Source organism: Aquamicrobium terrae (assembly GCF_052978165.1).
Window position 1 is genome coordinate 1,057,421 of sequence record NZ_JBRKLZ010000001.1, and the last position, 21,245, is coordinate 1,078,665.

Here is a 21,245-nt window from a genome sequence, read left to right on the forward strand (position 1 = left end):
AAAACGGGCGCGAAAAGATATGCGGGCATGGCCTCTCCCTCGCCGGTGTGAGCCGGCTTCCTTCACCTTGTCCCTAGTGCGAAGGCGAGCTCAAGAAAATGCTGGAACAGGTGGAATTGCATAGTGTAGAAATTTGCAAATTGCGAATTGTAAAAATGCGAACATGACAACAGGCAAGCTCTATATCGGCCGCAAGGTGCGCGAGTCCCGCCTTGCCCATGGCCACACGCAAGCCGCCTTCGCCCAGCGGCTCGGCATTTCGACCAGCTATCTCAACCAGATCGAGAACAACCAGCGTCCGGTTTCGGCGACCGTGCTTCTGGCGCTGGCCGAAAAATTCCAGATCGAAATGTCCGAGCTTTCGGCCGGGAGCAGCGACCGCCTGCTTTCGGCGCTTTCGGAAGCGCTGACCGACCCGCTGTTCGAGACCTATTCGCCCAGCACGCAGGAACTGAAGCTTGTGGTGCAGAACGCGCCGGGGCTCGCCCATGCGCTGATCGCCTGCCACCAGGCCTATCGCCGCAACAGCGAGCAGCTGGCCGGCTTCGACGACCAGATGTCGCGCACCAATGCCTTTGCCGAACCAACGCCCTATGAGGAGGTGCGCGACTTCTTCCACTTCATGGACAACTACATCCATGAGATCGACATGGCCGGCGAGAAGCTGGCGCAGTCGATCGGCATTCGCGAGCGCGAGGCCGGCGCCGCGCTGGCCGCGCATCTGGAAAAGCGGCACGGCGTGCGCATCCTGAAAACGGCCGAGGGCGAGGACGTTCTGCGCCGCTACGATCCCGCCTCGAAGCTTCTCTATCTCAATGCCTATTCGCCGGCCGCGACGCGCAGCTTCCAGATGGCCTATCAGGTGGCGGCACTGGAACTGAAGACCGAGATCGACGCCATCGCCCGCCGGGCCGAATTCCGCTCGCCGGAATCGGTCGAGATCTGCCGCATCGGCCTGCGCAACTATTTCGCCGGGGCCGTCACCCTGCCCTACCAGGCCTTCCTCACCGCCGCGCGCGAGTTGCGCCACGATCTGGAACTGCTCGCCGCCCGCTTCGGCGCCAGCCTCGAACAGGTGGCGCACCGCCTCTCCAGCTTGCAGCGCCCCGGCACGAAGGGCGTGCCGGTGTTCTTCGCGCGCTTCGACCGGGCCGGCAACATCACCAAGCGCCACAGCGCCGCCAAGCTGCAATTCGCCCGCTTCGGCGCCGCCTGCCCCTTGTGGAACGTGCACCAGTCCTTCGAGATGCCCGGCCGCATCATCCGGCAACTGGCCGAGACGCCGGACGGGGTACGCTATCTGTGCGTGGCCACCGAAATCGCCAAGTCGGGCGGCGGCTTCAACGCCTCGCGCCGCCGCTACGCCATCGCGCTCGGCTGCGAGGTCGCCTATGCCGGCGACTTCGTCTATGCGGACGGGCTCGACCTGACCAACCGCGCCGCCTTCGATCCGATCGGCATTTCCTGCCGCATCTGCGAGCGCGCCAATTGCGACCAGCGCGCGACGCCGCCCTTCAAGCGGCGGCTGCGGGTCGATCACGATCTGCGCCCGCCGGTGCCCTACCGGCTCGAATGAAAAAGGCGGTGCCGGGCACCGCCTTTCCCGTTGTCGGCCATCAGCCGCTCAGTCGATGTCGAAGGACACGCCTTGCGCCAGCGGCAGGGCCTTGGAGTAGTTGATGGTGTTGGTGGCGCGGCGCATATAGGCCTTCCAGGCATCGGAGCCGCTTTCGCGCCCGCCGCCGGTCTCCTTCTCGCCACCGAACGCCCCGCCGATCTCGGCGCCCGACGTGCCGATATTGACATTGGCGATGCCGCAGTCCGAGCCTTCGGCCGACAGGAAGCGCTCCGCCTCCTGAAGGTCGCGCGTGAAGATCGACGACGACAGGCCGGCCCCTACCGCGTTGTGCTGGGCGAGCGCATCGTCGAAATCGGCATATTTCATCACATAGAGGATCGGCGCGAAGGTCTCTTCCAGAACCGGGCCTGTCTGGGACGGCATCTCCACGATGGCCGGGCGCACATAGTAAGCCCCGGCATGATCGGTCTCGACGCGGGCGCCGCCCGTCACGGAACCGCCGGCGGCCTTGGCCGCTTCGAGCGCCTTCTGCATGTTGTCGAAGGCGGATTTGTCGATCAGCGGCCCGACCAGCGCCTTGCCCTCCAGCGGATTGCCGACGGAAACGCTTTCATAGGCCTTCTTCAGCCGCGGCACGATCTGGTCGTAGACGCTCTCATGCACGAACAGGCGGCGCAGCGTGGTGCAGCGCTGGCCGGCCGTGCCCATGGCCCCGAAGGCGATGGCGCGCAGCGCCATGTCGAGATCGGCCGAGGGACAGACGATACCGGCATTGTTGCCGCCAAGCTCCAGAATGGCGCGGGCGAAGCGGCCGGCCAGGCGCGGGCCGACCGCGCGGCCCATGCGCGTCGAGCCGGTCGCCGACACCAGCGGCACCTTGGCATGATCGACTAGCGCCTCGCCGGCATCGGCACCGCCGATCAGCACCTTGAGCAGCCCCTCCGGCGCATCGTCGCCGAAGCGCTTGACCGCACGGGCGAAGATCGCCTCGCAGGCGAGCGCGGTCAGCGGGGTCTTTTCCGATGGCTTCCACACCACACTGTCGCCGCACACCAGCGCCAGCGCCGCATTCCACGACCACACGGCGACCGGGAAGTTGAAAGCCGAGATCACGCCGACCACGCCGAGCGGATGCCAGGTTTCCATCATGCGGTGGCCGGAACGCTCGGTGGCGATGGTCAGGCCGTAGAGCTGGCGGGAAAGACCGACGGCGAAGTCGCAGATGTCGATCATCTCCTGCACTTCACCCAGTCCCTCGGACGGGATCTTGCCGACCTCGATCGACACCAGCCGGCCGAGTTCTTCCTTGTGGGCGCGCAGTTCCTCGCCCAAGAGTCGCACCAGCTCGCCGCGACGCGGGGCCGGCACCAAGCGCCATTTCAGGAACGCCGCATGGGCGGCATCGATCGCCTTGCCCGCATCCGCGCCGGACACCTGCGCGACCCCCGCGATCTCCTCGCCCGTCACCGGGCTCTTCACCACAAGCTCGCCGCCCGACAGGGCCGAACCCGACACGCCGAGCTTCGAAAGCAGCTCGCCAGTTTCTTTCGCTATGGACATAAATCACCTTCCGGAACGAAACCATGTTCGACGGCCCCGACGGCCGCCCTGCCCCTGCCCCGCACGGTCAGGGATTTTGTCCATGACTTAACGTCTCCGGCACGATTCCGCCACCCCGCCATGGACCAAGGCGGGAACCGGGAATTGAACCAGATCAGCGGCGGCTTGCGGCCTGGGGTGCGGTGGCCTTGCTGGCCAGGCGGTCGATATGGCGGCGGATATGGGCAGCCTCGGCAGGTGTATTGGCCAGCGCGATGGCGCGGTCGAAAGCGATGCGCGCCTCCTCGCTGCGGCCGAGCTGCATGAGCAGGCCGCCGCGCAGGCCGTGGAAATGGAAATAGCCGGAGAGCCGCTCCTCCAGCGGCTCGACCATGGCGAGCGCCGCCTCCGGCCCCTCCACCTTGGACACGGCCACGGCGCGGTTCAGCGTCACCACCGGCGAAGGCTGCAGGCGCTCCAGAAGGCCATAGAGCAGGTCGATCTCGCCCCAATCGGTGTCCTCGGCCCGCCTGGCGCGGGCATGCAGCGCCGCAATCGCCGCCTGCACCTGATAGGGGCCGGGCTTCCAATGGCGCAGCGCCTTGTCGACCAGCGCCAGCCCCTCGTCGATCATCTTGGGGTGCCACAGGCTGCGGTCCTGGTCCTCCAGCAGCACGATCTCGCCATCGGCATCGAAGCGGGCCGGCGTGCGTGCATGCTGCAGCAGCATCAGCGCCGTCAGTCCCATGATCTCGGGCTCCGTCTGGAACAGGCGCAGCAGGAGCCGCGCCAGCCTTATCGCCTCGTCGCACAGCGCACCGCGCGCTTCCGCTTCGCCGCTGCCCGCCGAATAGCCCTCGTTGAAGACCAGATAGAGCATGGCCGCCACCGAGGCGAGCCGCTCGGCCCGCTCCACCGGCCCCGGCGTCTCGAAGGGAATGCCGGCAGCGGCGATGCGTGCCTTGGCCCGCGTGATGCGCTGCTCCATGGCGGCCTCGCTCACCAGGAAGGCGCGCGCGATCTGCCGCACGCTGAGGCCCGAGACGATGCGCAGCGCCAGCGCGATCTGCTGCGTGGCCGGCAGGTCGGGATGGCAGCAGACGAACAGGAGCCGCAGGATGTCGTCCCGATAATGGGCGCCGTCGAGCCGGTCGGCGATATCGGTTTCGGCGTCCTCGAGATCGGAAATCTTGTCCTCGTCCGGCATTTCGGCCTGCCGGCTGCGCTTGCGCACCGCATCGATGCCGCTGTTGCGCCCGACAAGGATCAGCCAGGCGGCAGGATCGCGCGGCGGCCCGTTCTGCGGCCAGTTCTTCAGCGCCCGGAGGCAGGCGTCCTGAAACGCCTCCTCGGCCGTGTCAAGGTCGCGGAAATAGCGCAGCAGCGCGCCCATGGCCTTGGGCCGGGCCGCTGCAAGTGCCGCGCTGATCCATTCGGCATCGTTCATATCGTGGCCTTGACCGGGTTGAGCACGCCGACGGGCCGGATCTCATAGGAGCCGCCGCTCGGGTTTACGTCCGAAATCTCGCGCGCGAACTGCACCGCCTCGTCGAGATCGGCGCAGTCCACCGTGTAGAAGCCGAGGAACTGCTCCTTGGTTTCCGCGAACGGTCCGTCGATCACCACCGGCTCGCCCTTCACCTTGCGCAACGTGGTCGCGGCGGTGGTCGGCAACAGCCGGGCGACGGGACCGAGCTTGCCGGCACGGGCATATTTCTCCTGCACGGCGGCGAGCTTGGCCATGACGGCGTCGTCCTGTTCCTTGCTCCAGCCGGAGACGACATCCTCGGAGGCGTAACAAAGTATGGCATACAGCATCGGAAGGCCTTTCACTTCTCATCAAAGGACGGGAAAGTTAGGTCGCTCCCGACATGGCGTCGATAATTTTCTGGAAAGCAGGTGTCCCGAGGGGAAGGATCGCATGAAAACCATATTCTCGCCGCTGCATGCCGGCCATTCCGACACGCTGGAACTGGTCGCGGGGGAACTGGTCCCCGGCTTCGAGAAGCCGTCGCGGGCCGAATTCATCAAGGCGCGGGTGGAAAGCGAAAGACTGGGGCCGATCCTGCCGCCCGAGGCGCATGACCTTTCGGCGGCCAAACGGGTGCATGCGGCCGACTACATCGATTTCCTGCCCACGGTCTGGTCCGCCTGGGAGGCGGCGGGCCATAGCGGCCCGGCGCTGCCTTTCGTGTGGCCGACGCGCGGCCTGCGCGGCGACGTCAGGCCCCACGCCATCGAAGCCCGGCTGGGCTTCTACTCCTTCGACGGCGGCGCGCCGTTCGTGCAGGGCACATGGGACGCGATCAAATCGTCCTACGACGTCGCGCTGACCGCCGCCGCGCTGGTGAACAACGGCGAGCGCGCCGCCTTCGCGCTCCGCCGGCCGCCGGGCCACCATACCGGCTCCGCCTTCATGGGCGGCTATTGCTACATCAACAATGCCGCCGTCGCCGCCCAATGGTTCCGGGACCAGGGCGCGGCGCGGGTCAGCATCCTCGACGTCGACTATCACCATGGCAACGGCACGCAGGAAATCTTCTATGCGCGGGGCGACGTGCAGGTGCTCAACCTGCACTGCGATCCGCTGACCGAATATCCCTTCTTCCTCGGCCATGCCGACGAGCGCGGGCAAGATGCCGGCGAGGGGTTTAACCACAACTACCCGATGCCGGCCGGAACCACCTGGGAACGCTGGAGCGCGGCCCTCGACGACGCCTGCGCAGGGATCACCGATTACGGACCGGACGCAGTCATCGTCTCGCTGGGCGTCGATACGTTCGAGAAGGACCCGATCAGCGAGTTCAAGCTGAAAAGCAGCGACTATCCGCTGATCGGCCGGCGCATCGCCGGGCTCAGCCTGCCCACCCTGTTCGTGATGGAAGGCGGCTATGCGGTGGAGGAAATCGGCATCAACACCGTCGGTGTCCTGACCGGTTTCGAGGGCGGCTGAGTACCGCCGCGAGTCGCGAACGGACTCCGAATCGAAGTTTTGTCAATTCTCATTTGATGTCGGATTCGAGTGAGGGTAGATTTAACCCGAATCAGCCGATCCTTCGGGGGCGAGGCGGGCAATCACAAGTCTGACGTTTCGGGGACAGCAGCCCGAGGCAAGACGCGATGGCTTTCGCGTTCCCTGACGGATTCGTCCGATCGGGTGTCGTCGGCACTCTTGTGTTTTCCGGCATTTGCGTTCCCAAACCATACGCGTTCCTTCGTGAATGTGATGCGTACCCACCCTGCCGCGGGCCTCCCTCCTGCGGCGGACAATGATGGATTCCGGCCAGAAAACCGCGATGGACAGTCCCGCATCCTCCTCAGGCACCGCATCCTCCTCGGGCATCCGCACTTTGGCGAACCGCCTCGCCTCGCGCGGCGACCTCACCGGCTTCCTCGCGGGCATGACCGAAAATGTCGGTGCCGACAGCTATATGCTGGTCGCCATCATGCACGGGGAAGCCCGCAACCAGGCACGCATCGTCGCCTCCAACTGGCAGTTCGACACCATTGAGCTGATCGGACGCCAACTCATCGCGACCCTGGCGCAAGGCCCCTGGGCCGCCACGCCGGGCATGCGCCCCACGGCGTTGATCGCCGGCGCGGCGCCGGGAACCGGAGCGCTGATCAACGGCGAGGAAGCGCGTCTTCTGGACGTGCTCGGCCACGGCGAAATCTATTCGCTTGGCCTCAATGTCGGGCGCCAGCGCCTGTTCATGCTGCTGTCGTCCGAACAGGCCGGGCAAATCGACCTTTCCGCGCTGGCCCGCGCCCAGTTCGAGTGCTGCTACGCGCTGTCGCGCATTCCCGACCTCGTCGCGCAGGGCGCAGCCGAGGACCCGCTTTCCGACCGCGAGCGCGAGTGCCTGTTCTGGGTTTCCGAGGGCAAGACCACGGATGAGGTGGCCGTTATCCTCGGCGTGTCCTCCAATACGGTAAACAGCTACATCACCCACGCCATCCAGAAATTCTCCGCCAGCAACCGGGCCATGGCCATCGCCACGGCGATCAGGAGCGGCATCATTTGATCCACGCAGCCGTCAACCAGCACGCCGGTACGCCGCCGAACGACCAGCCCGGTCCGTTCGGCGCCTTCGGCCCGCAAGGCGGCAGCCATGCGCTGACCTTCGCCGATGCCGTGCGCCGCTGCCGATGGATCGCCCTTGACATCAACGCGGATTCCTTCGCGCTTTTGCTCGTTCCCTCGGTGCAGGAACGGGCCCGGCTGGTGCCGTGCCTCGATTCCGACTATCCGGCCGTCGACTTCTCGAAGAAGATAGCCACCGACGACGAGCAGGTCGTGCGCCATGTCCGCGCCTCGACCGAGCCGCTGTGGTGGAGCGCCGGCGAGGACACTCCGGCTGCGACGGCGCTCGGCAGCCTGTCATGGACGAGGCGCATTTCACCCTTGGCAGAGGGAACCTGCGGCATCGCCTTCCCCGTCCATGCCGAGCGCAACCAGTGCGGGCTCGCGGTCTTCGCCGGAGAGCGGATCACGCTGGCGCAGGACATGCTCTACGACATCCACGGCCGCTGCTTCTCGCTGTTTGCCGCGCTCACCCGCCTGCGCCCCGGCCATGCCGGCCCGGCACGGGCGATGACCCGGCGCGAGCTGGAATGCCTCAAGCTGACGGCCAACGGCTATACGAGCGAGGAGATCGCACGCCTGCTCAAGCTGTCGGTGCACACCACCAACCAGTATCTCACCCAGTCGGTGCAGAAGCTGAACGCCGTCAGCCGCACCCAGGCCGTGGCCAAGGCGCTCCGGCTCGGCCTCATCGAATAGCGCGGTCGAGGTCGATCGCCTCGGTCGGCCTGATGCGGGCCTGCTCGATCACCTGGCGCAGCAGCGCGGTGTTGGACTGCGGGTCCTCGCGCGGCTTCTCGAAGGCGACATAGTTCACCACCACCGAAGCCTGTTGTTCCTCCAGCGTGAGCTGAAAATAGACGGTGACGCCCGTCGGCCGCAGCTCGAGGTCGAGCACGATGCGCGGGCTGCCGCTCCAGTCCACATAGGCCTCGCCGCCATGGCCGAGCTTGAGGGTTCCGGGCATGAAATAGAGTTCGGCCGCCGAATCCACCAGATCGGACAGGCAGGCGAAATGCTCCAGCCGGATGAAGGCGATGTAGTCGGCCACGTCAACCAGGCGCAACTCGCCCACCACCTGTTCGATGGCATGGGCCACGATGCTTTCGCGTGTCTCTGCGTGTGGCTGCCTTATCATGTCACCTGCCGGCGCTTGGCCTTGTTGGAATAGACGATCCGCACCAGTTCGGCGACGGCCTGATAGAATTGCTGCGGTATCACGCTATCCACCGAAACTTGCTTGTACATGGAGCGGGCGAGCGCGACGTCCTCGAAAACCGGAATGCCGTTCGCCTCGGCAAGCTCGCGGATCTTGAGCGCCACGAGGTCCTGCCCCTTGGCCAGCACCACGGGCGCGGAATCCTCCTCGCGCACATATTTGAGCGCGATGGCGTAGTGGGTCGGGTTGGCGATCACCAGCGTGGCGCGCGGCACCGCCGCCATCATGCGCCGGCGCGCCCTGTCACGCGCCACGGAACGGATGCGCGACTTCACGATCGGGTCGCCTTCGGACTGTTTCAGCTCGTCCTTCACTTCCTGGCGCGTCATGCGCAGGTCCTGCTTCCAGTGGAAACGCTGCCAGATGAAGTCAGCAGCCGCGATCGCGCCCATGACGAAGACGATCACCACCAGGATGTCGACCGCGAAGCCGCGGATCACGCTGCCGAACTCGACCGGGTTGGTGAGCATGCCGGCCAGCAGGCGCCCGACACTGTCGGACAGCGCGATCACCAGAACGAGGATGGCGAAGCCGACCTTGGCGACGGACTTGAGGAATTCAACGAAGCCCTGCACGCCGAACATGCGCTTCCACCCCTGCGCGAGGGAGATGCGCGACGCCTGGGGGCGAATGCGCTCGCCGACGAAGCGGGGCATGTTCTGCGCGACCGAGCCGACGATCCCGGCTATCACCAGAAGCACCAGCAGGGCGGCCACCGCCCGGCCGATCTCCATCATCACGCTGCGATACAGCGCGATGATGTCCGTCTCGTTGGCCATGGGCCAGGCATCCGGCTTTTCAAGGAACAGGGACAGGAAGACGCCCAGCTCCACGGCCGCGTCGCGCGCATAGAAGACGGTAAAGGCGAGAATGGCGACGAAGGAGGAGAAGATCGCGGTTTCCTTCGAATGGGGCAGCTTGCCCTTTTCGACGGTGTCGCGGATCTTCTTCTCGGTCGCTTCCTCGGTTTTGGAGTCCTTGTCGACGCCCTCGGACATGGCTCAGGCTATGCCGCTTCGGCAGCCGCCTGCGCGCCCGGCAACTCGAACGCGCCTTCGCGCGAGAGACGCACAGTGGCCGAGGCGACCGTCTTGCGTGCCTGCATGATGTCGGCCAGCGCGATGCCTTCCGAACCCGTGGAAAGCTCGGATTCGATCATCCGCCGCGACCGGGCGCCGATGGCCGAAAGCACGGCCTCGACCAGTTCTTCCGGCGCGCCCCGCAGCGCCAACGTGATGACGTCGGTCGACATGCCGTCGAAGACCAGCACCCGCGCCTTCTGGGACAGAAGATGCATGTCGTCGAAGGAGAACACCCGCGCCTTGACGCCGGCGAGATCGGGCGTCCCCACGGCCTCCAGGTCCTGGATCACCTCGTCGAGCTGCGTCTTGTCCATTTCGTTCAGCACGCTGGCCAGCCTTGCCTGGCCCGTCGATGTGTCCTTGGAGGAGGAGCCGTCGAGCAGGCGCGTGCGGATCTGGTTCTCCACCAGCCGCATCGCCGCCTGCGGCGCGCTGGCCATGGTCACCATGCGCTTCATGATCTCGCTGCGCAGCGGCTTTTCCAGCGTGAGCAGCACCTGGGCGGCAAGCTGCGACGACAGTTTCGACAGGATCAGCGCCCCGGTCTGCGGATGCTCGCCGGCAAGGAAGCCGCCGATGCGCATCGGCTCGAGCTGCTCCACCTGGGGCCAGACGGGCAAGGGCCCGGTGTCCGGCTTCTTCTGCCGGCCTTCCATGATGGCGCTGACTTCCTCCGGCGACAGCGTTTCGCTGAGCAGCGTGTCCATCTTGTCGGCCGAATCGAGCAGGCCGGCACCTTCGGTGAATTCGGCCTCGAACTCCGCCACGATCTTTTCGAGATCGGCCTGCGGAATGGTGCGCAGCATGCGCGCGGCTTCGATCAGCGCCTTCAGTTCCTCCTGCTTGAAGAACTTGAGCAGGCGACCGGCGGCCGGCTTGCCCATCGCCACAAGGATCGCCGCCGCCTTCTGCGGCCGGGTCAGCGTCAGCGATGTCGTCATGCGGCTCTCCCCTGCTTCCGGCCCATGCCAGCCATTTGCCCGGCCACTCGCAATGTCAGGCGCCCTTGGCGGTGATGATCTCGGTCAGGCGAATGGCGAAGCGCGAGGAATCGCCTTCCAGCACGGTGATCTCGCCCCGCGCAATGCGCCGCCCGTTGACCACCACGTCGATGGGCTCGCCGATGCGGCGGTCGAGCGCCACGGTGGAGCCCTTTTGCAGGGTCATCAGTTCCGACACCGACATTTCGGTGCTGCCGAGCACGATCTGCACGTCGACGGGAATGTCCATGATGATGCTGCTGTTGGAGGCGCCGGCAGCCTCGTCCTGCGGGCGCTTTTCCTCCTGCTGGAGCACGCCGCGCAATTCCTCGATGGCCCGGTCGAGCTGTTCGTCCGGGACTTCGCTCACGGCTTCCGCCTTGGCCTGGTTCATAGTGGTCTTCTCCTGTCGTCCCGCCGGATCAACCCGGCAGCAGCCCGTCCATGAAATCCTGGGCGTCGTCGTAGGGCTGCTTGATACGCACCGTGTAGTTCTGGCCGAGCTTGCCGAATTCGCAGACGAACAGCGTGCGGTCCCGTGCCGCAAGCTGCGCCTGGGTCTGCGCCATGTCGCCAAGCTCGAGTACGTCGCCGACGCGCAGGCCGGCCAGTTGCCCGAGCGTGAGCCGGGTCAGCGGCATCGTCGCCTGCAGCGTGATGGCCGAGCGCATCACCTCCTCGGAGAAATGCGCTTGCCAGCGCGATGTGTCCTCGGCGTCGGCCTCGACGGCGTTGCGCGCCAGAAGCACGCGCTGCGGAATGGTGATCGCCACGGTGCCGCTGTCGGTGGGCGTCGAAAGGGCGAAGACGATGCACACCGCCGGGCCGTCGCGCAGCACCCGCCGCCGCGCTTCGAGGCCGGCCATGGCGCGCGGCACCGGCAGCTTGAGATCGAGCGAGCGGCGGCCGGTGCCGTTGAGAATGTCGGCGAATTGCTGGAACACCAGGGTCGCCACGTCGATTTCGACATGGGAGAAGTCGCGTTCGATCGCCGCGACCGGCTGGTCGAGATCGCCGCCGAACAGCGCGCAGACCATGACGGAGACGGCTGGCGCATCCATCACCAGCGTCATGGCGTCGGAGGATATGCTCGAAGCGACGATGGTCATGGCGAAGCTCTCGCCGGACCGCGAGCGCGCCTCGGCGACGCGCGAAACCTCGACGGCCTGAAGGTCGACACGCACCGGCGCGCCGATCTCCTCGGCCAGCCGCTTCATGACCAGCGGCAGCGCGCGCTCGGCCATGGACCGGCCGGCGCCGATCACCTGCCCGGCGTCGCCGCTGTCGCCGAGCAGGCGCTCGATGATCAGGGAGCGGGTGCCCGAGGGGCTCGCCGGACCGGTCATGGAACTGTTCCGCACGCCGTCATGGCCGTCACGCCGCCTTCTTCTCGGCGATGACCGCGTTCATCGTGCTCTGCTCGACGGCATCGATGGACGGCCGGTCGTACGAGGAAATGGTCTTGCGGCCGAACTCGATGGCCACCTGCGGCAGCGACCCGTTCATATAGGCCAGCAGCGTCTGCTTCACGATGATGTAAAGGCGGTTCTTCTTCTCGCGCACCGACTTGATCTTGGACGCCACCGGCCCGACGATGGCATAGGACAGGAAGATGCCGAGGAAGGTGCCGACCAGCGCGGCGCCGATCAGCCCGCCGAGGATTTCCGGCGACTGGTCGAGCGCGCCCATCGCCTTCACCACGCCCAGAACCGCCGCCACGATGCCGAGCGCCGGCAAGCCGTCGCCCACGGCGACCATGGCATGATAGGCCTTGAGCTTGTCGGCGCGGATGGTCTGGATCTCCTCGTCCATCAGCGCCTCGATCTCATGGGGACGGGCATTGCCGATGATGATGATGCGGCAATAGTCGCAGATGAAATTGGTGAGGTCCTTGTTCTGCAGAACCGTCGGGAAGGCCTGGAAGATCGCCGATTCCTCGGGGTTGTCGATATGGGCCTCGACCTCGCTGCGCGACTTTGAGCGCAATTCGCGCATCAGGCTGTGCAGCACCCCCAGCGTCTCCAGATATTCGCGCTCCTTCGGCACGGACTGCTTGATGGCCTCGAGGATGGCGCGGCCGGTGTCCTTCACCGTCTTCATCGGATTGGCGACGAGGAAGGCGCCGAGCGCAGCGCCGCCGATGATGACCAGTTCCCAGGGCTGCATGAGCACATGAAGGTGACCGCCCATGGCCATGAAGCCGCCGAGAACGCAGCCGAGCGTGACCACAAATCCGATCAGAATGCCCACTATCCGTCCTTCCGCTTCTCACATCAGGCAATTTGAATAGCGCGCGTGCCTTGTGTGAGGCTTGAATCGCGTGAGGCTTGGATCGCGCGACCGGAACCCGATTCAGTTTCGCGCAAGGAAGTAGGCCTATTCTCGGCATGCAGCTTCGGCCGGAGGCATGTCGTTTTGAACACTTACATCAGTTACCAGCTGATTGCGCGGGACATACCCAAGGCGATCGATCGCATCGAGCGCCAGCCGATGGTCGACCGCGAGACGAAGTATTACCTCGACAATATCGGCAAGGTCCGCTCCATCGACGAGTTCGTGAAGGACGACCGGCTGTTCAAATACGCCATGAAGGCGTTCGGCCTCCAGGACATGAGCTACGCCAAGGCCTTCATGGTCAAGGCGCTGAAGGAAGGCGTGACCGATCCCGACAGCTTCGCCAACAAGCTGACCGACAAGCGCTACGCCGAGTTCGTCGCCGCCTTCAATTTCGCAAAATATGGCGAGGAGGCGACCGTCTACAGCCAGGCGAAGCAAGGCGTGGTGAAGAACTTCGCGCTCCAGTTCGAACTCGGCCCGGTGCAGGAAGGCTTCACCTTCGCGGAACCGGAAACCTCCTATTTCCTGGCCAACGTCACCTCGGTGAAGTCGATCGACGACCTGATGGGCAATGAGCGGCTGCTCGACTATGCCATGACCGCTTTCGGCCTCGATGCCGAGACCGAATCGCCGGATCGCATCCGCCAGATGCTGGAAGGCGGCATCTCCGATCCCGACAGCCCGGCCAACCGCCATCCCGACAAGCGCTACGCCAAACTCGTCGCGGCCTTCGATTTCGCCGCTCATGGCGACCAGGCAACCCTGCGCGACGAGGTGCTGCGGGGCGTGCCCAAGGCCTTCATGGACGAATCCGGCCTGCTGCTCATCAAGACCGATGCGGACCACATCGCCGCCGAAGCCACCTACTACGCCCAGAACATCTCCAAGGTGACCTCGATCAGCGACCTCTTGTCCGACCGCCGCCTGCTCACCGTCGCCATGGCCGCGTTCGGGCTCGATGCCGATGCGGAATCGCCGCAGCGCATCCGCGAGATGCTGGCGGGCGGCATCGCCGATCCGGCCAGCCCCGCCAACAAGGAAACCGACAAGCGCTATGCCGCCTTCGTCAAGGCCTTCAACTTCGCGGAGTACGGCGTGGCGACAACCTCGCGCCCCGAGGTGCTGCAGGACACTGGCCGCTTCTATGTGGTGAAGTCGGAGCTGGGCCTGTCCAAGCCGAGCAACGCCTGGTTCCAGGCGGAGACCGCCTATTACCAGGCCAATATCGGCAAGGTGCAGTCGGTGGACGACCTGATGGCCGACAAGCGGCTCTATAATTACGCCATCGCGTCTTTCGGGCTCGACCCCGACAAGGAAGACCGGGCCACCATACGCAAGGTTTTGGAAAGCGGCGAGGCCGACCCCGCCAGCTTCGCCAACAAGACCGGCGACAAGCGCTACATCGCGCTCGCCAAGGCCTTCGATTTCACCGCCCATGGCGAGGGCGCCACGACCTACAATGCAAGCCGGCAGGACGTGGTCGACAAGTACATGCGCCAGACGCTGGAGGAAGATGCCGGCAACAGCAATGAAGGCGTGCGGCTGGCGCTCTATTTCGAGCGCAAGGCCGCCGGCCTGACCAACTGGTACGAGGTGCTGGCCGACAAGGCGCTGGCCACCGTCGTGCGCACCGCCTTCGGCCTGCCGGAATCCTTCGCCGCCGCCGACATCGACCGGCAGGTGAAGCTGTTCGAATCGAAGATGAAGATCGAGGACTTCGCCGATCCGGCCAAGCTCGCAAAGTTCATGACCCGTTTCACCAGCCTCTACGAGATCAACAACCCCACTTCGCCAGCCTTGAATGCCGCCAGCATCCTGTTTGCGCAGCCCACCACGATGGGCGTGTCGACCAACCTGCTGATGGCCATGCAGCAGCTCAGGTCACGATAGGCCCGCCATGCAGGACAGCCTCTATGTCGCCCTTTCCTCGCAGATCGCGCTGGAGCGGCGGCTCAACACCATCGCCGACAATGTCGCCAACTCCTCCACGGTCGGCTTCCGCGCCACCGGCGTGAAGTTCGAGGACGTGGTGTCGGGCACCGGTCCCCGCTCGGTGTCCTTCGCCTCCTCCGGCTCCACCTTCCTGTCCACCTCCAGCGGCAGCATGGTCGAGACCGGCAACCCGCTCGATTTCGCCATCCAGGGCGATGCCTGGTTTGGGATCTCCACGCCGGCCGGCACGGTGATGACCCGGGACGGCCGCTTCACGCTGGCCAATTCGGGCGCGCTGGTGACGGTCGAGGGCCATCCCGTGCTCGATGCCGGCGGCGCGCCGATCCAGCTCGACCCCAATGACGGCCCGCCGCAGGCCGGCGCCGACGGCTCGCTCACACAGAACGGGCGGCTGGTGGCGGCCATCGGCCTCTTCGCCTTCGATCCCGGCCCGGATTTCACCCGCTACGGCAATTCCGGCATCGTGCCGAAAACACCGCCGCAACCCCTGGTCGACCGGCAGGATATCGGCGTGTCGCAGGGCTTCGTCGAACAATCCAACGTCAACCCCCTGATGGAGATGACGCGGCTGATCCAGGTGCAGCGCGCCTTCGAGAACGTGTCGGCGCTGATTCGCAACGCCGGTTCCTCGGTCGACGAGGCGATCAAGACCCTCGGCTCCAAATAGCGGCCGGGCCAGATGACGCAGGACCGCACGCTTGTCAGGACATCGGAGCGCGATTCCACGCCCACCGACCCGCTGACGCTGCTGGAACATGTCTGGCGTCGCTTCGACGAGCCTTCGGCGCTGCTGAAACGCGGCGGCCACGTCCGCGAGGTGTCCTCCACGCACTACAAGGTAGGCGGCCTCAGCGAACTTGCCCGGCTCGGCGATCTGGTCGAGCATCGCGGCCGCCGCGGCGGCACATTGGGCGAGGTCGTCCATATCGCACGCGGCGAGGTGGTGATCGCGCCCTTCGAGCGCAATGCCGATGCCGGCATCGGCGATGCCGTGTTCCGGCGCGGCCCGCTGGCCGTTGCGCCCCATCCTTCCTGGCGCGGCCGCGCCATCGACGCGCTGGCCCGTCCCATGGACGGCGGCCCGCCGCTGCTGCGCGGCGCCGAAGATGCCCCGCATGCTGAAAAAACGCCCGGGGCCATGGAGCGGCAGCGCGTCGGCACCGGTTTCCACACCGGCGTGCGCGTCATCGACATCTTCACCCCCCTTTGCTTCGGCCAGCGCCTCGGCGTCTTTGCCGGATCGGGCGTCGGCAAGTCGACGCTGCTTGCCATGCTGGCCGGCGCCGATGCCTTCGACACGGTGGTCGTCGCCCTGATCGGCGAACGCGGCCGCGAGGTGCGCGAATTCCTCGAGGACACGCTGGGCGAGAAGAACATGGCCAAGACCGTGGCCGTCGTCGCCACCAGCGACGAAAGCGCCATGATGCGCCGGCGCGCGCCCGATACCGCCATGCGCGTGGCGGAATATTTCCGCGACCGCGGCGACCGGGTGCTGCTGGTCCTCGATTCCATCACCCGCTTCGCCCATGCCTTGCGCGAGGTCGCCACCGGAACGGGCGAGCCGCCGGTGGCGCGCGGCTATCCCGCCTCCGTGTTCACCGAACTGCCCAAGCTGCTGGAGCGCGCCGGGCCGGGCGCGGAAGGCGCCGGCTCGATCACCGCCATCATTTCCGTTCTTGTCGACGGCGACGACCACAACGATCCCGTCGCCGATTCCGTGCGCGGCATTCTCGACGGCCATGTCGTGCTCGACCGCGCCATCGCCGAGCAGGGGCGCCTGCCCTCGGTCGATCCACTGGCGTCGATCTCGCGTCTCGCCGGGCGCGCCTGGACACCGGAGCAGCGCACGCTGGTCACGCAGCTGAAGGCGATGATCGCGCGCTTCGAGGACACACGCGACATCCGGCTGCTCGGCGCCTACCAGCCGGGCGCCGATCCCGAACTCGACATGGCGGTCACGCAGGTGCCGCTGATCTACGAGGCCCTGCGGCAATCGCCGGCCGATCCGGCCTCGGCCGATGCCTTCTCCGATCTCGCGCGCCACTTGAGGAGCAGGAGCGGCGACCATGGCCACTGAGCGCCAGCGCACCGAGGCACTGCTCCAGAACCTGCTCGCCAAGGCGCGCGCCGAGGAGGAAGCGGAAGCCGCCCGCGCCTCGCTGCTTTCGGGCCTGTTCAACAGGCCGAAGGCCCGGCAGCCAGCGCCCGCCCCGATTCCCGAAAGCTGGCCGGCACCACCGCCGACACCCTTTCCCCGGATCGACAAGGCATCCCGGCGGGCCGACCGCCGCAGCGACCTCATCATCGCCGGCCTCGGCGTGGCCCTCGGCCTGATCTGCGCACTGTTTCCATGGTACATCTTCTTCAATCAGGAGCAGTTCGGCGTCCGCGCCATGCGGCTGGGCGGACAGGGCACCAATTCCGGCCGCGTGATGGTGGATGCCGCCTCGGCGCCGGCCCGGGTGCGGGAAATTCCCGAACTGCCCGGCGACCTCGACCTGTTCAGCACCGGCAACATCGCCGATAGCGCCACCGGCACCCCGCCCGGCCTCGACGAGCAACCCTTCCCCGGCGCGGCGACCGAATTCCGGCTGGTCCACGTCGCCAACGGCAGGGCGATGATCGAGGACGACGCCGGCCTGTGGGTGGTGCAGAACGGCTCCCGGCTGCCCGATTCCAGCCGCGTCGCCGCCATCGAGCAGCGCGCCGGCAAATGGGTGCTGGTGACGAGCAAGGACAGGGTGGTCGAGATCTCCGAGTAGCCCCGAAGCGAGCGGCAGCCGCAAGGCCCGCGCAAGACTGGGCGCCTACCATGGGCACGTTACCGGAGAACCCCATGGAGCCCGTCAACCTCTTCGATCTCGCCACAAGGCAGTCGCAATGGCTGGCCGTGCGCCAGACGGCCATTGCCGGCAACGTCGCCAACGCCAACACGCCGGGCTATCTGGCGCGTGACGTCGAGCCGTTCGAGAAGGTTCTGGAGCGCACCGCCGTTTCGCTGAGCGCCACGCAGCAGGGTCATCTCGGCTTCGGCGCCACCGAGGCCGCCTTTGGCACCAGGGTCCAGGAATACGACGGCGCCATCCTGCCCTCCAAGAACACCGTGGTGATGGAAACCGAGCTGATGAAGGCCGGCGAGGTGCGCCGCGCCTTCGAGCTGAACACGGCCATCGTCAAGGCCTTCCACTCCATGCTGCTCACCGTTTCGAAGGGCTGACCGCAATGGACGCCCTGACCGCCACCCTCAAGATCGCGGCATCCGGCCTCGGCGCCCAGTCGGAGCGGCTGCGCATCGTCTCGGAAAACCTCGCCAACGCCCAGTCGACCGGCAATTTCCCGGGCGCGGACCCCTACCAGCGCAAGACCGTCACCTTCGTTTCGGAGCTGGATCGCGGCTCCGGCGGCTCGGTCGTCGAAGTCGGCGCCATCGACCGCGACCCCAGCGCCTTCCCGCTCGAATTCCAGCCCGGCAACGTCGCCGCCGACGAGAACGGCTATGTCAAGCTGCCCAACGTCAACGTGCTGATCGAGATGGCCGACATGACCGAGGCCAACCGCTCCTACGAGGCCAATCTCCAGGTCATCCGCCAGGCCCGCGACCTGATCTCCATGACCATCGACCTGATGAGGACGCCGTGATGATCGGTCCCGTCGGCGCCCTGCGCCTCACCCCTGCCCTCGGCACGGAAACCGCCAGGACCTCCTCCTTGCAGGACGGCGCCGTGGCCGGGTCGTCCTTCGCCGACGCGCTGGCGCAGGCCGCCTCGCGCACCGTCGGCAAGCTCGAAAACGCCGAGCAGGTGTCGCTGGAGGCGCTCAAGGGCAACGCCGACACCCGCGAAGTGGTGGATGCGGTGATGAGCGCCCAGCAGACGCTGCAGGCCGCCGTCGCCATCCGCGACAAGATCGTCACCGCCTATCTCGAAGTCAGCCGGATGAGCATCTAGGAGCCGGACCGTGAAAGCACTCGCCATCGCCGCCACCGGCATGAACGCCCAGCAGACCAATCTGGAAGTCATCGCCAACAACATCGCCAACATCAACACCACCGGCTACAAGCGGGCCCGCGCCGAATTCTCCGACCTGCTCTATCAGGTGGACCGCGCCCGCGGCGTGCCGAGCCGCGCCAACGCCTCCATCGTGCCCGAGGGCGTCTCGGTCGGCCTCGGCGTCAAGACGGCCGCCGTGCGCAACGTGCACATACAGGGGCCGCTGACCAATACCGGCAACAATTTCGACCTGGCGCTGGTCGGCAAGGGCTGGTTCCAGATCGAGGGCGCCGACGGCGGCACCCTCTACACCCGCGCCGGCTCCTTCAACACCAATGCCGAAGGCCAGCTCGTCACCATAAACGGCGCCGCCGTCATTCCGGCGATCACCGTGCCGGACGATGCCGTCGAGGTCGTCGTCAACAAGACGGGGCAGGTCTTCGCCCGCTTCGAGGGCGTCAACGAGCTGGAGGAACTGGGCCAGTTCCAGATCGCCAACTTCGCCAACGAAGCCGGCCTGGCGCCGCTGGGCGACAATCTTTTCCAGGAAACCGCCGCCTCCGGACAGGCCGTCACCGGCATTCCCGGCGACCCGGGCTTCGCCAGCGTCGAGCAGGGCTATCTGGAAAGCTCCAACGTCGACCCGGTCAAGGAGATCACCGAGCTGATCTCGGCCCAGCGCGCCTACGAGATGAACTCCAAGGTCATCCAGGCCGCCGACGAGATGGCCTCGGTGGTGTCCAAGAACCTCAGATAATCCATGCCGATCCCGCACCCCCTCACCGCCCTTCGCCGCATCGTTCTCGCCGCCGCCACGGCCGCGGCGGTCTGCGTGCCGGCATGGGCGAGCGCATGGGCGCAGGAGGTGGTGCTGATCCCCAGCCGCGTCATCTATCCGGGCGAGACGATCTCGGCCGGCGCGCTGCGGCAGGTGACGCTGGTTCCGGGCAAGGTGAAGCCGGACGCCGTCGCCACGACGCTTGCCGAACTCGACGGCAAGGTGGCGCGACGCACGCTGCTGCCCGGCCGCTACATTCCCACTGCTGCCCTGCGCAATGCCTGGCTGGTCGAGCAGGGCGCTTCCGTGCAGGTCAATTTCATCGCCGGCGGGCTGACCATCTCCGCCACCGCCGTGACCCTGCAACCCGGATCGCCGGGCGACGTGGTGAAGGTGCGCAATGTCGACAGCGGCAAGGTGCTAACCGGCACGGTGATGGAAGACGGCAGCATCAGGGTCGGCACATGAAGCGCGCGCTCGTCCTCGCCCTCGCGGTGTTGATCCCGTTGCAGCCGGTGCTGGCCGACGGCCTCACCGACAAGCAGAAGCGCGCCCTTGCGGCACAGCAGGGCGGCCTCGTCGAGACCGACTATGATCCCGCCACGGCCGCGCGCATGTTCGAGGTCGCGTCCGCGCCCAGCAATCTGCCGCCCGGCCAGATCGCGGCGCGCATCAAGGACGTGGCCCAGTTGCAGAGCGCCCGCGACAACCAGCTCGTCGGCTACGGCCTCGTCATCGGCCTTGCCGGCTCGGGCGATAGCTTGCGCAACTCGCCCTTCACAGAGCAGTCGATCCGCGCCATGCTGGAAAACCTCGGCATCGCCACCGAGGGCGGCAGCGCTCGCGCCCGCAACGTCGCCGCCGTCATCGTCACCGCCAACATGCCGCCCTTCGTCCAGTCCGGCGCCCGCATCGACGTCACCGTCTCCTCCATGGGCGACGCCACCTCGCTGGCCGGCGGCACGCTGATCATGACGCCGCTGAAGGCGGCCGACGGCGAAATCTACGCGGTCGGCCAGGGCCCGGTCATCGTCTCCGGCTTCAGTGCACAGGGACAGGCCGAGCAGGTGACGCAGGGCGTGCCGACCGCCGGCCGCGTGCCCAACGGCGCCATCATCGAGCGCTCCGTGGCCGCGGAATTCGGCGATCAGGCCGAACTGACCCTGCAACTGCGCAATCCGGACTTCTCGACCGCCGTGCGCATCGCCGACGCCATCAACGCCTACACGCGCCAGCGCTTCGGCGCGCGGGTGGCGGCCGAGCGGGATGCCCGTACCATCTCCATCCGCAAGCCGAAGAACATCTCGGCAGCCCGCTTCTATGCCGAGATCGAGAACCTCATCATCCAGTCGGACACCCCCGCCAAGGTGGTGATCGACGAGCGCACCGGCACCATCGTCATCGGCAATCAGGTCCGCATCTCGCGCGTCGCCATCAGCCATGGAACGCTGACCGTGCGCATCACCGAGGCGCCGCGTGTCGTGCAGCCCGAGCCCTTTTCCAGGGGCGTGACGGCGGTCGAGCCCGATACCGCCATCGACGTCCAGCAGCCGGACGCGCGCGTCGCCGTACTCGACGGCCCCGATCTGCAAACGCTGGTCTCCGGCCTCAACCGCCTCGGCGTGAAGCCGGACGGCATCATCGCCATCCTGCAAGGCATCAAGTCCGCCGGTGCCCTGCAAGCCGATCTCGTGGTGCAGTAGCC

23 protein-coding genes are annotated in these 21,245 nt (G+C 66.5%); 14 read left to right on the top strand and 9 right to left on the bottom strand.

What is annotated here, in order from left to right; genetic code table 11:
* The first annotated feature begins 163 nt into the window (after positions 1 to 163).
* Entirely contained in the window at positions 164 to 1,576 is a 1,413-nt protein-coding gene (locus tag ACVCNR_RS05275; RefSeq protein ID WP_447074033.1) for a helix-turn-helix domain-containing protein, read from the top strand.
* 48 nt (positions 1,577 to 1,624) lie between these two features.
* Here the strand turns inward: ACVCNR_RS05275 and amaB are convergent, their stop codons facing one another.
* From amaB to ACVCNR_RS05290, 3 genes are all read right to left on the bottom strand, one after another.
* Complete coding sequence (gene amaB / locus ACVCNR_RS05280) at positions 1,625 to 3,139, bottom strand: L-piperidine-6-carboxylate dehydrogenase (protein WP_447074034.1); 1,515 nt, start codon at positions 3,137 to 3,139, stop codon at positions 1,625 to 1,627.
* A 154-nt stretch (positions 3,140 to 3,293) separates the two neighbouring features.
* Positions 3,294 to 4,565 (bottom strand): RNA polymerase sigma factor, encoded by a 1,272-nt coding sequence (locus tag ACVCNR_RS05285; protein ID WP_447074035.1) that lies wholly within the window; start codon positions 4,563 to 4,565, stop codon positions 3,294 to 3,296.
* Positions 4,562 to 4,936 (bottom strand): YciI family protein, encoded by a 375-nt coding sequence (locus ACVCNR_RS05290; protein WP_354194002.1) that lies wholly within the window; start codon positions 4,934 to 4,936, stop codon positions 4,562 to 4,564. Before ACVCNR_RS05290 ends, ACVCNR_RS05285 begins: the two co-directional genes overlap by 4 nt.
* Positions 4,937 to 5,039: 103 nt before the next feature.
* Between ACVCNR_RS05290 and ACVCNR_RS05295 the strand changes: the two genes are divergently transcribed.
* The 3 genes from ACVCNR_RS05295 (at position 5,040) to ACVCNR_RS05305 (ending at position 7,901) form a co-directional block, all read left to right on the top strand.
* On the top strand, positions 5,040 to 6,071 hold the full coding sequence (locus tag ACVCNR_RS05295) for a histone deacetylase family protein (RefSeq protein ID WP_447074036.1): 1,032 nt from the start codon (positions 5,040 to 5,042) through the stop codon (positions 6,069 to 6,071).
* 343 nt (positions 6,072 to 6,414) lie between these two features.
* Positions 6,415 to 7,143 carry a helix-turn-helix transcriptional regulator gene (locus tag ACVCNR_RS05300; RefSeq protein ID WP_354194000.1) on the top strand — a complete coding sequence of 243 codons (729 nt, stop codon included), beginning with the start codon at positions 6,415 to 6,417 and terminating at the stop codon, positions 7,141 to 7,143.
* Complete coding sequence (locus ACVCNR_RS05305) at positions 7,140 to 7,901, top strand: helix-turn-helix transcriptional regulator (RefSeq protein ID WP_447074037.1); 762 nt, start codon at positions 7,140 to 7,142, stop codon at positions 7,899 to 7,901. The genes ACVCNR_RS05300 and ACVCNR_RS05305 overlap by 4 nt, the downstream gene beginning before the upstream one ends.
* Here ACVCNR_RS05305 and ACVCNR_RS05310 read toward each other — a convergent pair.
* Genes ACVCNR_RS05310 through motA form a run of 6 tightly spaced genes read right to left on the bottom strand, consistent with a single transcriptional unit; the run spans position 7,891 to position 12,733 of the window.
* Positions 7,891 to 8,340: a BspJ family T4SS effector nucleomodulin gene (locus ACVCNR_RS05310; RefSeq protein ID WP_354193998.1), complete on the bottom strand. Its 450-nt coding sequence runs from the start codon at positions 8,338 to 8,340 to the stop codon at positions 7,891 to 7,893. The two genes, ACVCNR_RS05305 and ACVCNR_RS05310, sit on opposite strands and share 11 nt — an antisense overlap.
* Positions 8,337 to 9,419: a flagellar biosynthesis protein FlhB gene (gene flhB, locus ACVCNR_RS05315; protein ID WP_354193997.1), complete on the bottom strand. Its 1,083-nt coding sequence runs from the start codon at positions 9,417 to 9,419 to the stop codon at positions 8,337 to 8,339. Before flhB ends, ACVCNR_RS05310 begins: the two co-directional genes overlap by 4 nt.
* Before the next feature lie 8 nt (positions 9,420 to 9,427).
* On the bottom strand, positions 9,428 to 10,444 hold the full coding sequence (locus tag ACVCNR_RS05320) for a flagellar motor switch protein FliG (RefSeq protein WP_354193996.1): 1,017 nt from the start codon (positions 10,442 to 10,444) through the stop codon (positions 9,428 to 9,430).
* Positions 10,445 to 10,499: 55 nt separating this feature from the next.
* Positions 10,500 to 10,877 (bottom strand): flagellar motor switch protein FliN, encoded by a 378-nt coding sequence (fliN, locus tag ACVCNR_RS05325; RefSeq protein ID WP_354193995.1) that lies wholly within the window; start codon positions 10,875 to 10,877, stop codon positions 10,500 to 10,502.
* 28 nt (positions 10,878 to 10,905) lie between these two features.
* Positions 10,906 to 11,829, bottom strand: a complete 924-nt coding sequence (locus ACVCNR_RS05330; RefSeq protein WP_354193994.1) for a FliM/FliN family flagellar motor switch protein — start codon at positions 11,827 to 11,829, stop codon at positions 10,906 to 10,908.
* 28 nt (positions 11,830 to 11,857) lie between these two features.
* Complete coding sequence (motA, locus tag ACVCNR_RS05335; RefSeq protein WP_354193993.1) at positions 11,858 to 12,733, bottom strand: flagellar motor stator protein MotA; 876 nt, start codon at positions 12,731 to 12,733, stop codon at positions 11,858 to 11,860.
* A 165-nt stretch (positions 12,734 to 12,898) separates the two neighbouring features.
* On the opposite strand from motA, the gene ACVCNR_RS05340 reads away from it, so the two are divergent.
* From ACVCNR_RS05340 to ACVCNR_RS05385, 10 genes are all read left to right on the top strand, one after another.
* On the top strand, positions 12,899 to 14,710 hold the full coding sequence (locus ACVCNR_RS05340) for a DUF1217 domain-containing protein (protein ID WP_447074038.1): 1,812 nt from the start codon (positions 12,899 to 12,901) through the stop codon (positions 14,708 to 14,710).
* 7 nt (positions 14,711 to 14,717) lie between these two features.
* The gene (flgF, locus tag ACVCNR_RS05345; protein ID WP_354193991.1) at positions 14,718 to 15,440 is read left to right on the top strand and encodes a flagellar basal-body rod protein FlgF; all 723 of its coding nucleotides are present in this window, start codon (positions 14,718 to 14,720) and stop codon (positions 15,438 to 15,440) included.
* A gap of 12 nt (positions 15,441 to 15,452) precedes the next feature.
* Positions 15,453 to 16,850, top strand: coding sequence for a flagellar protein export ATPase FliI (gene fliI, locus ACVCNR_RS05350; protein ID WP_354193990.1), 1,398 nt, complete (start codon positions 15,453 to 15,455; stop codon positions 16,848 to 16,850).
* Positions 16,840 to 17,535 (top strand): hypothetical protein, encoded by a 696-nt coding sequence (locus ACVCNR_RS05355; protein WP_354193988.1) that lies wholly within the window; start codon positions 16,840 to 16,842, stop codon positions 17,533 to 17,535. Before fliI ends, ACVCNR_RS05355 begins: the two co-directional genes overlap by 11 nt.
* A 74-nt stretch (positions 17,536 to 17,609) precedes the next feature.
* A complete protein-coding gene (flgB, locus tag ACVCNR_RS05360; RefSeq protein ID WP_354193987.1) occupies positions 17,610 to 17,990 on the top strand; it encodes a flagellar basal body rod protein FlgB in 381 nt (126 codons plus the stop codon).
* A 5-nt stretch (positions 17,991 to 17,995) separates the two neighbouring features.
* Positions 17,996 to 18,412 carry a flagellar basal body rod protein FlgC gene (flgC, locus tag ACVCNR_RS05365; protein ID WP_447074039.1) on the top strand — a complete coding sequence of 139 codons (417 nt, stop codon included), beginning with the start codon at positions 17,996 to 17,998 and terminating at the stop codon, positions 18,410 to 18,412.
* Positions 18,412 to 18,720, top strand: coding sequence for a flagellar hook-basal body complex protein FliE (fliE, locus tag ACVCNR_RS05370; RefSeq protein ID WP_435521550.1), 309 nt, complete (start codon positions 18,412 to 18,414; stop codon positions 18,718 to 18,720). The genes flgC and fliE overlap by 1 nt, the downstream gene beginning before the upstream one ends.
* A gap of 10 nt (positions 18,721 to 18,730) precedes the next feature.
* Positions 18,731 to 19,519 (top strand): flagellar basal-body rod protein FlgG, encoded by a 789-nt coding sequence (gene flgG, locus ACVCNR_RS05375; RefSeq protein ID WP_354193984.1) that lies wholly within the window; start codon positions 18,731 to 18,733, stop codon positions 19,517 to 19,519.
* Positions 19,520 to 19,522: 3 nt separating this feature from the next.
* A complete protein-coding gene (gene flgA / locus ACVCNR_RS05380) occupies positions 19,523 to 20,008 on the top strand; it encodes a flagellar basal body P-ring formation chaperone FlgA (protein WP_354193983.1) in 486 nt (161 codons plus the stop codon).
* Positions 20,005 to 21,243 carry a flagellar basal body P-ring protein FlgI gene (locus tag ACVCNR_RS05385; RefSeq protein WP_354193982.1) on the top strand — a complete coding sequence of 413 codons (1,239 nt, stop codon included), beginning with the start codon at positions 20,005 to 20,007 and terminating at the stop codon, positions 21,241 to 21,243. Before flgA ends, ACVCNR_RS05385 begins: the two co-directional genes overlap by 4 nt.
* The last annotated feature ends 2 nt before the right edge of the window (positions 21,244 to 21,245 follow it).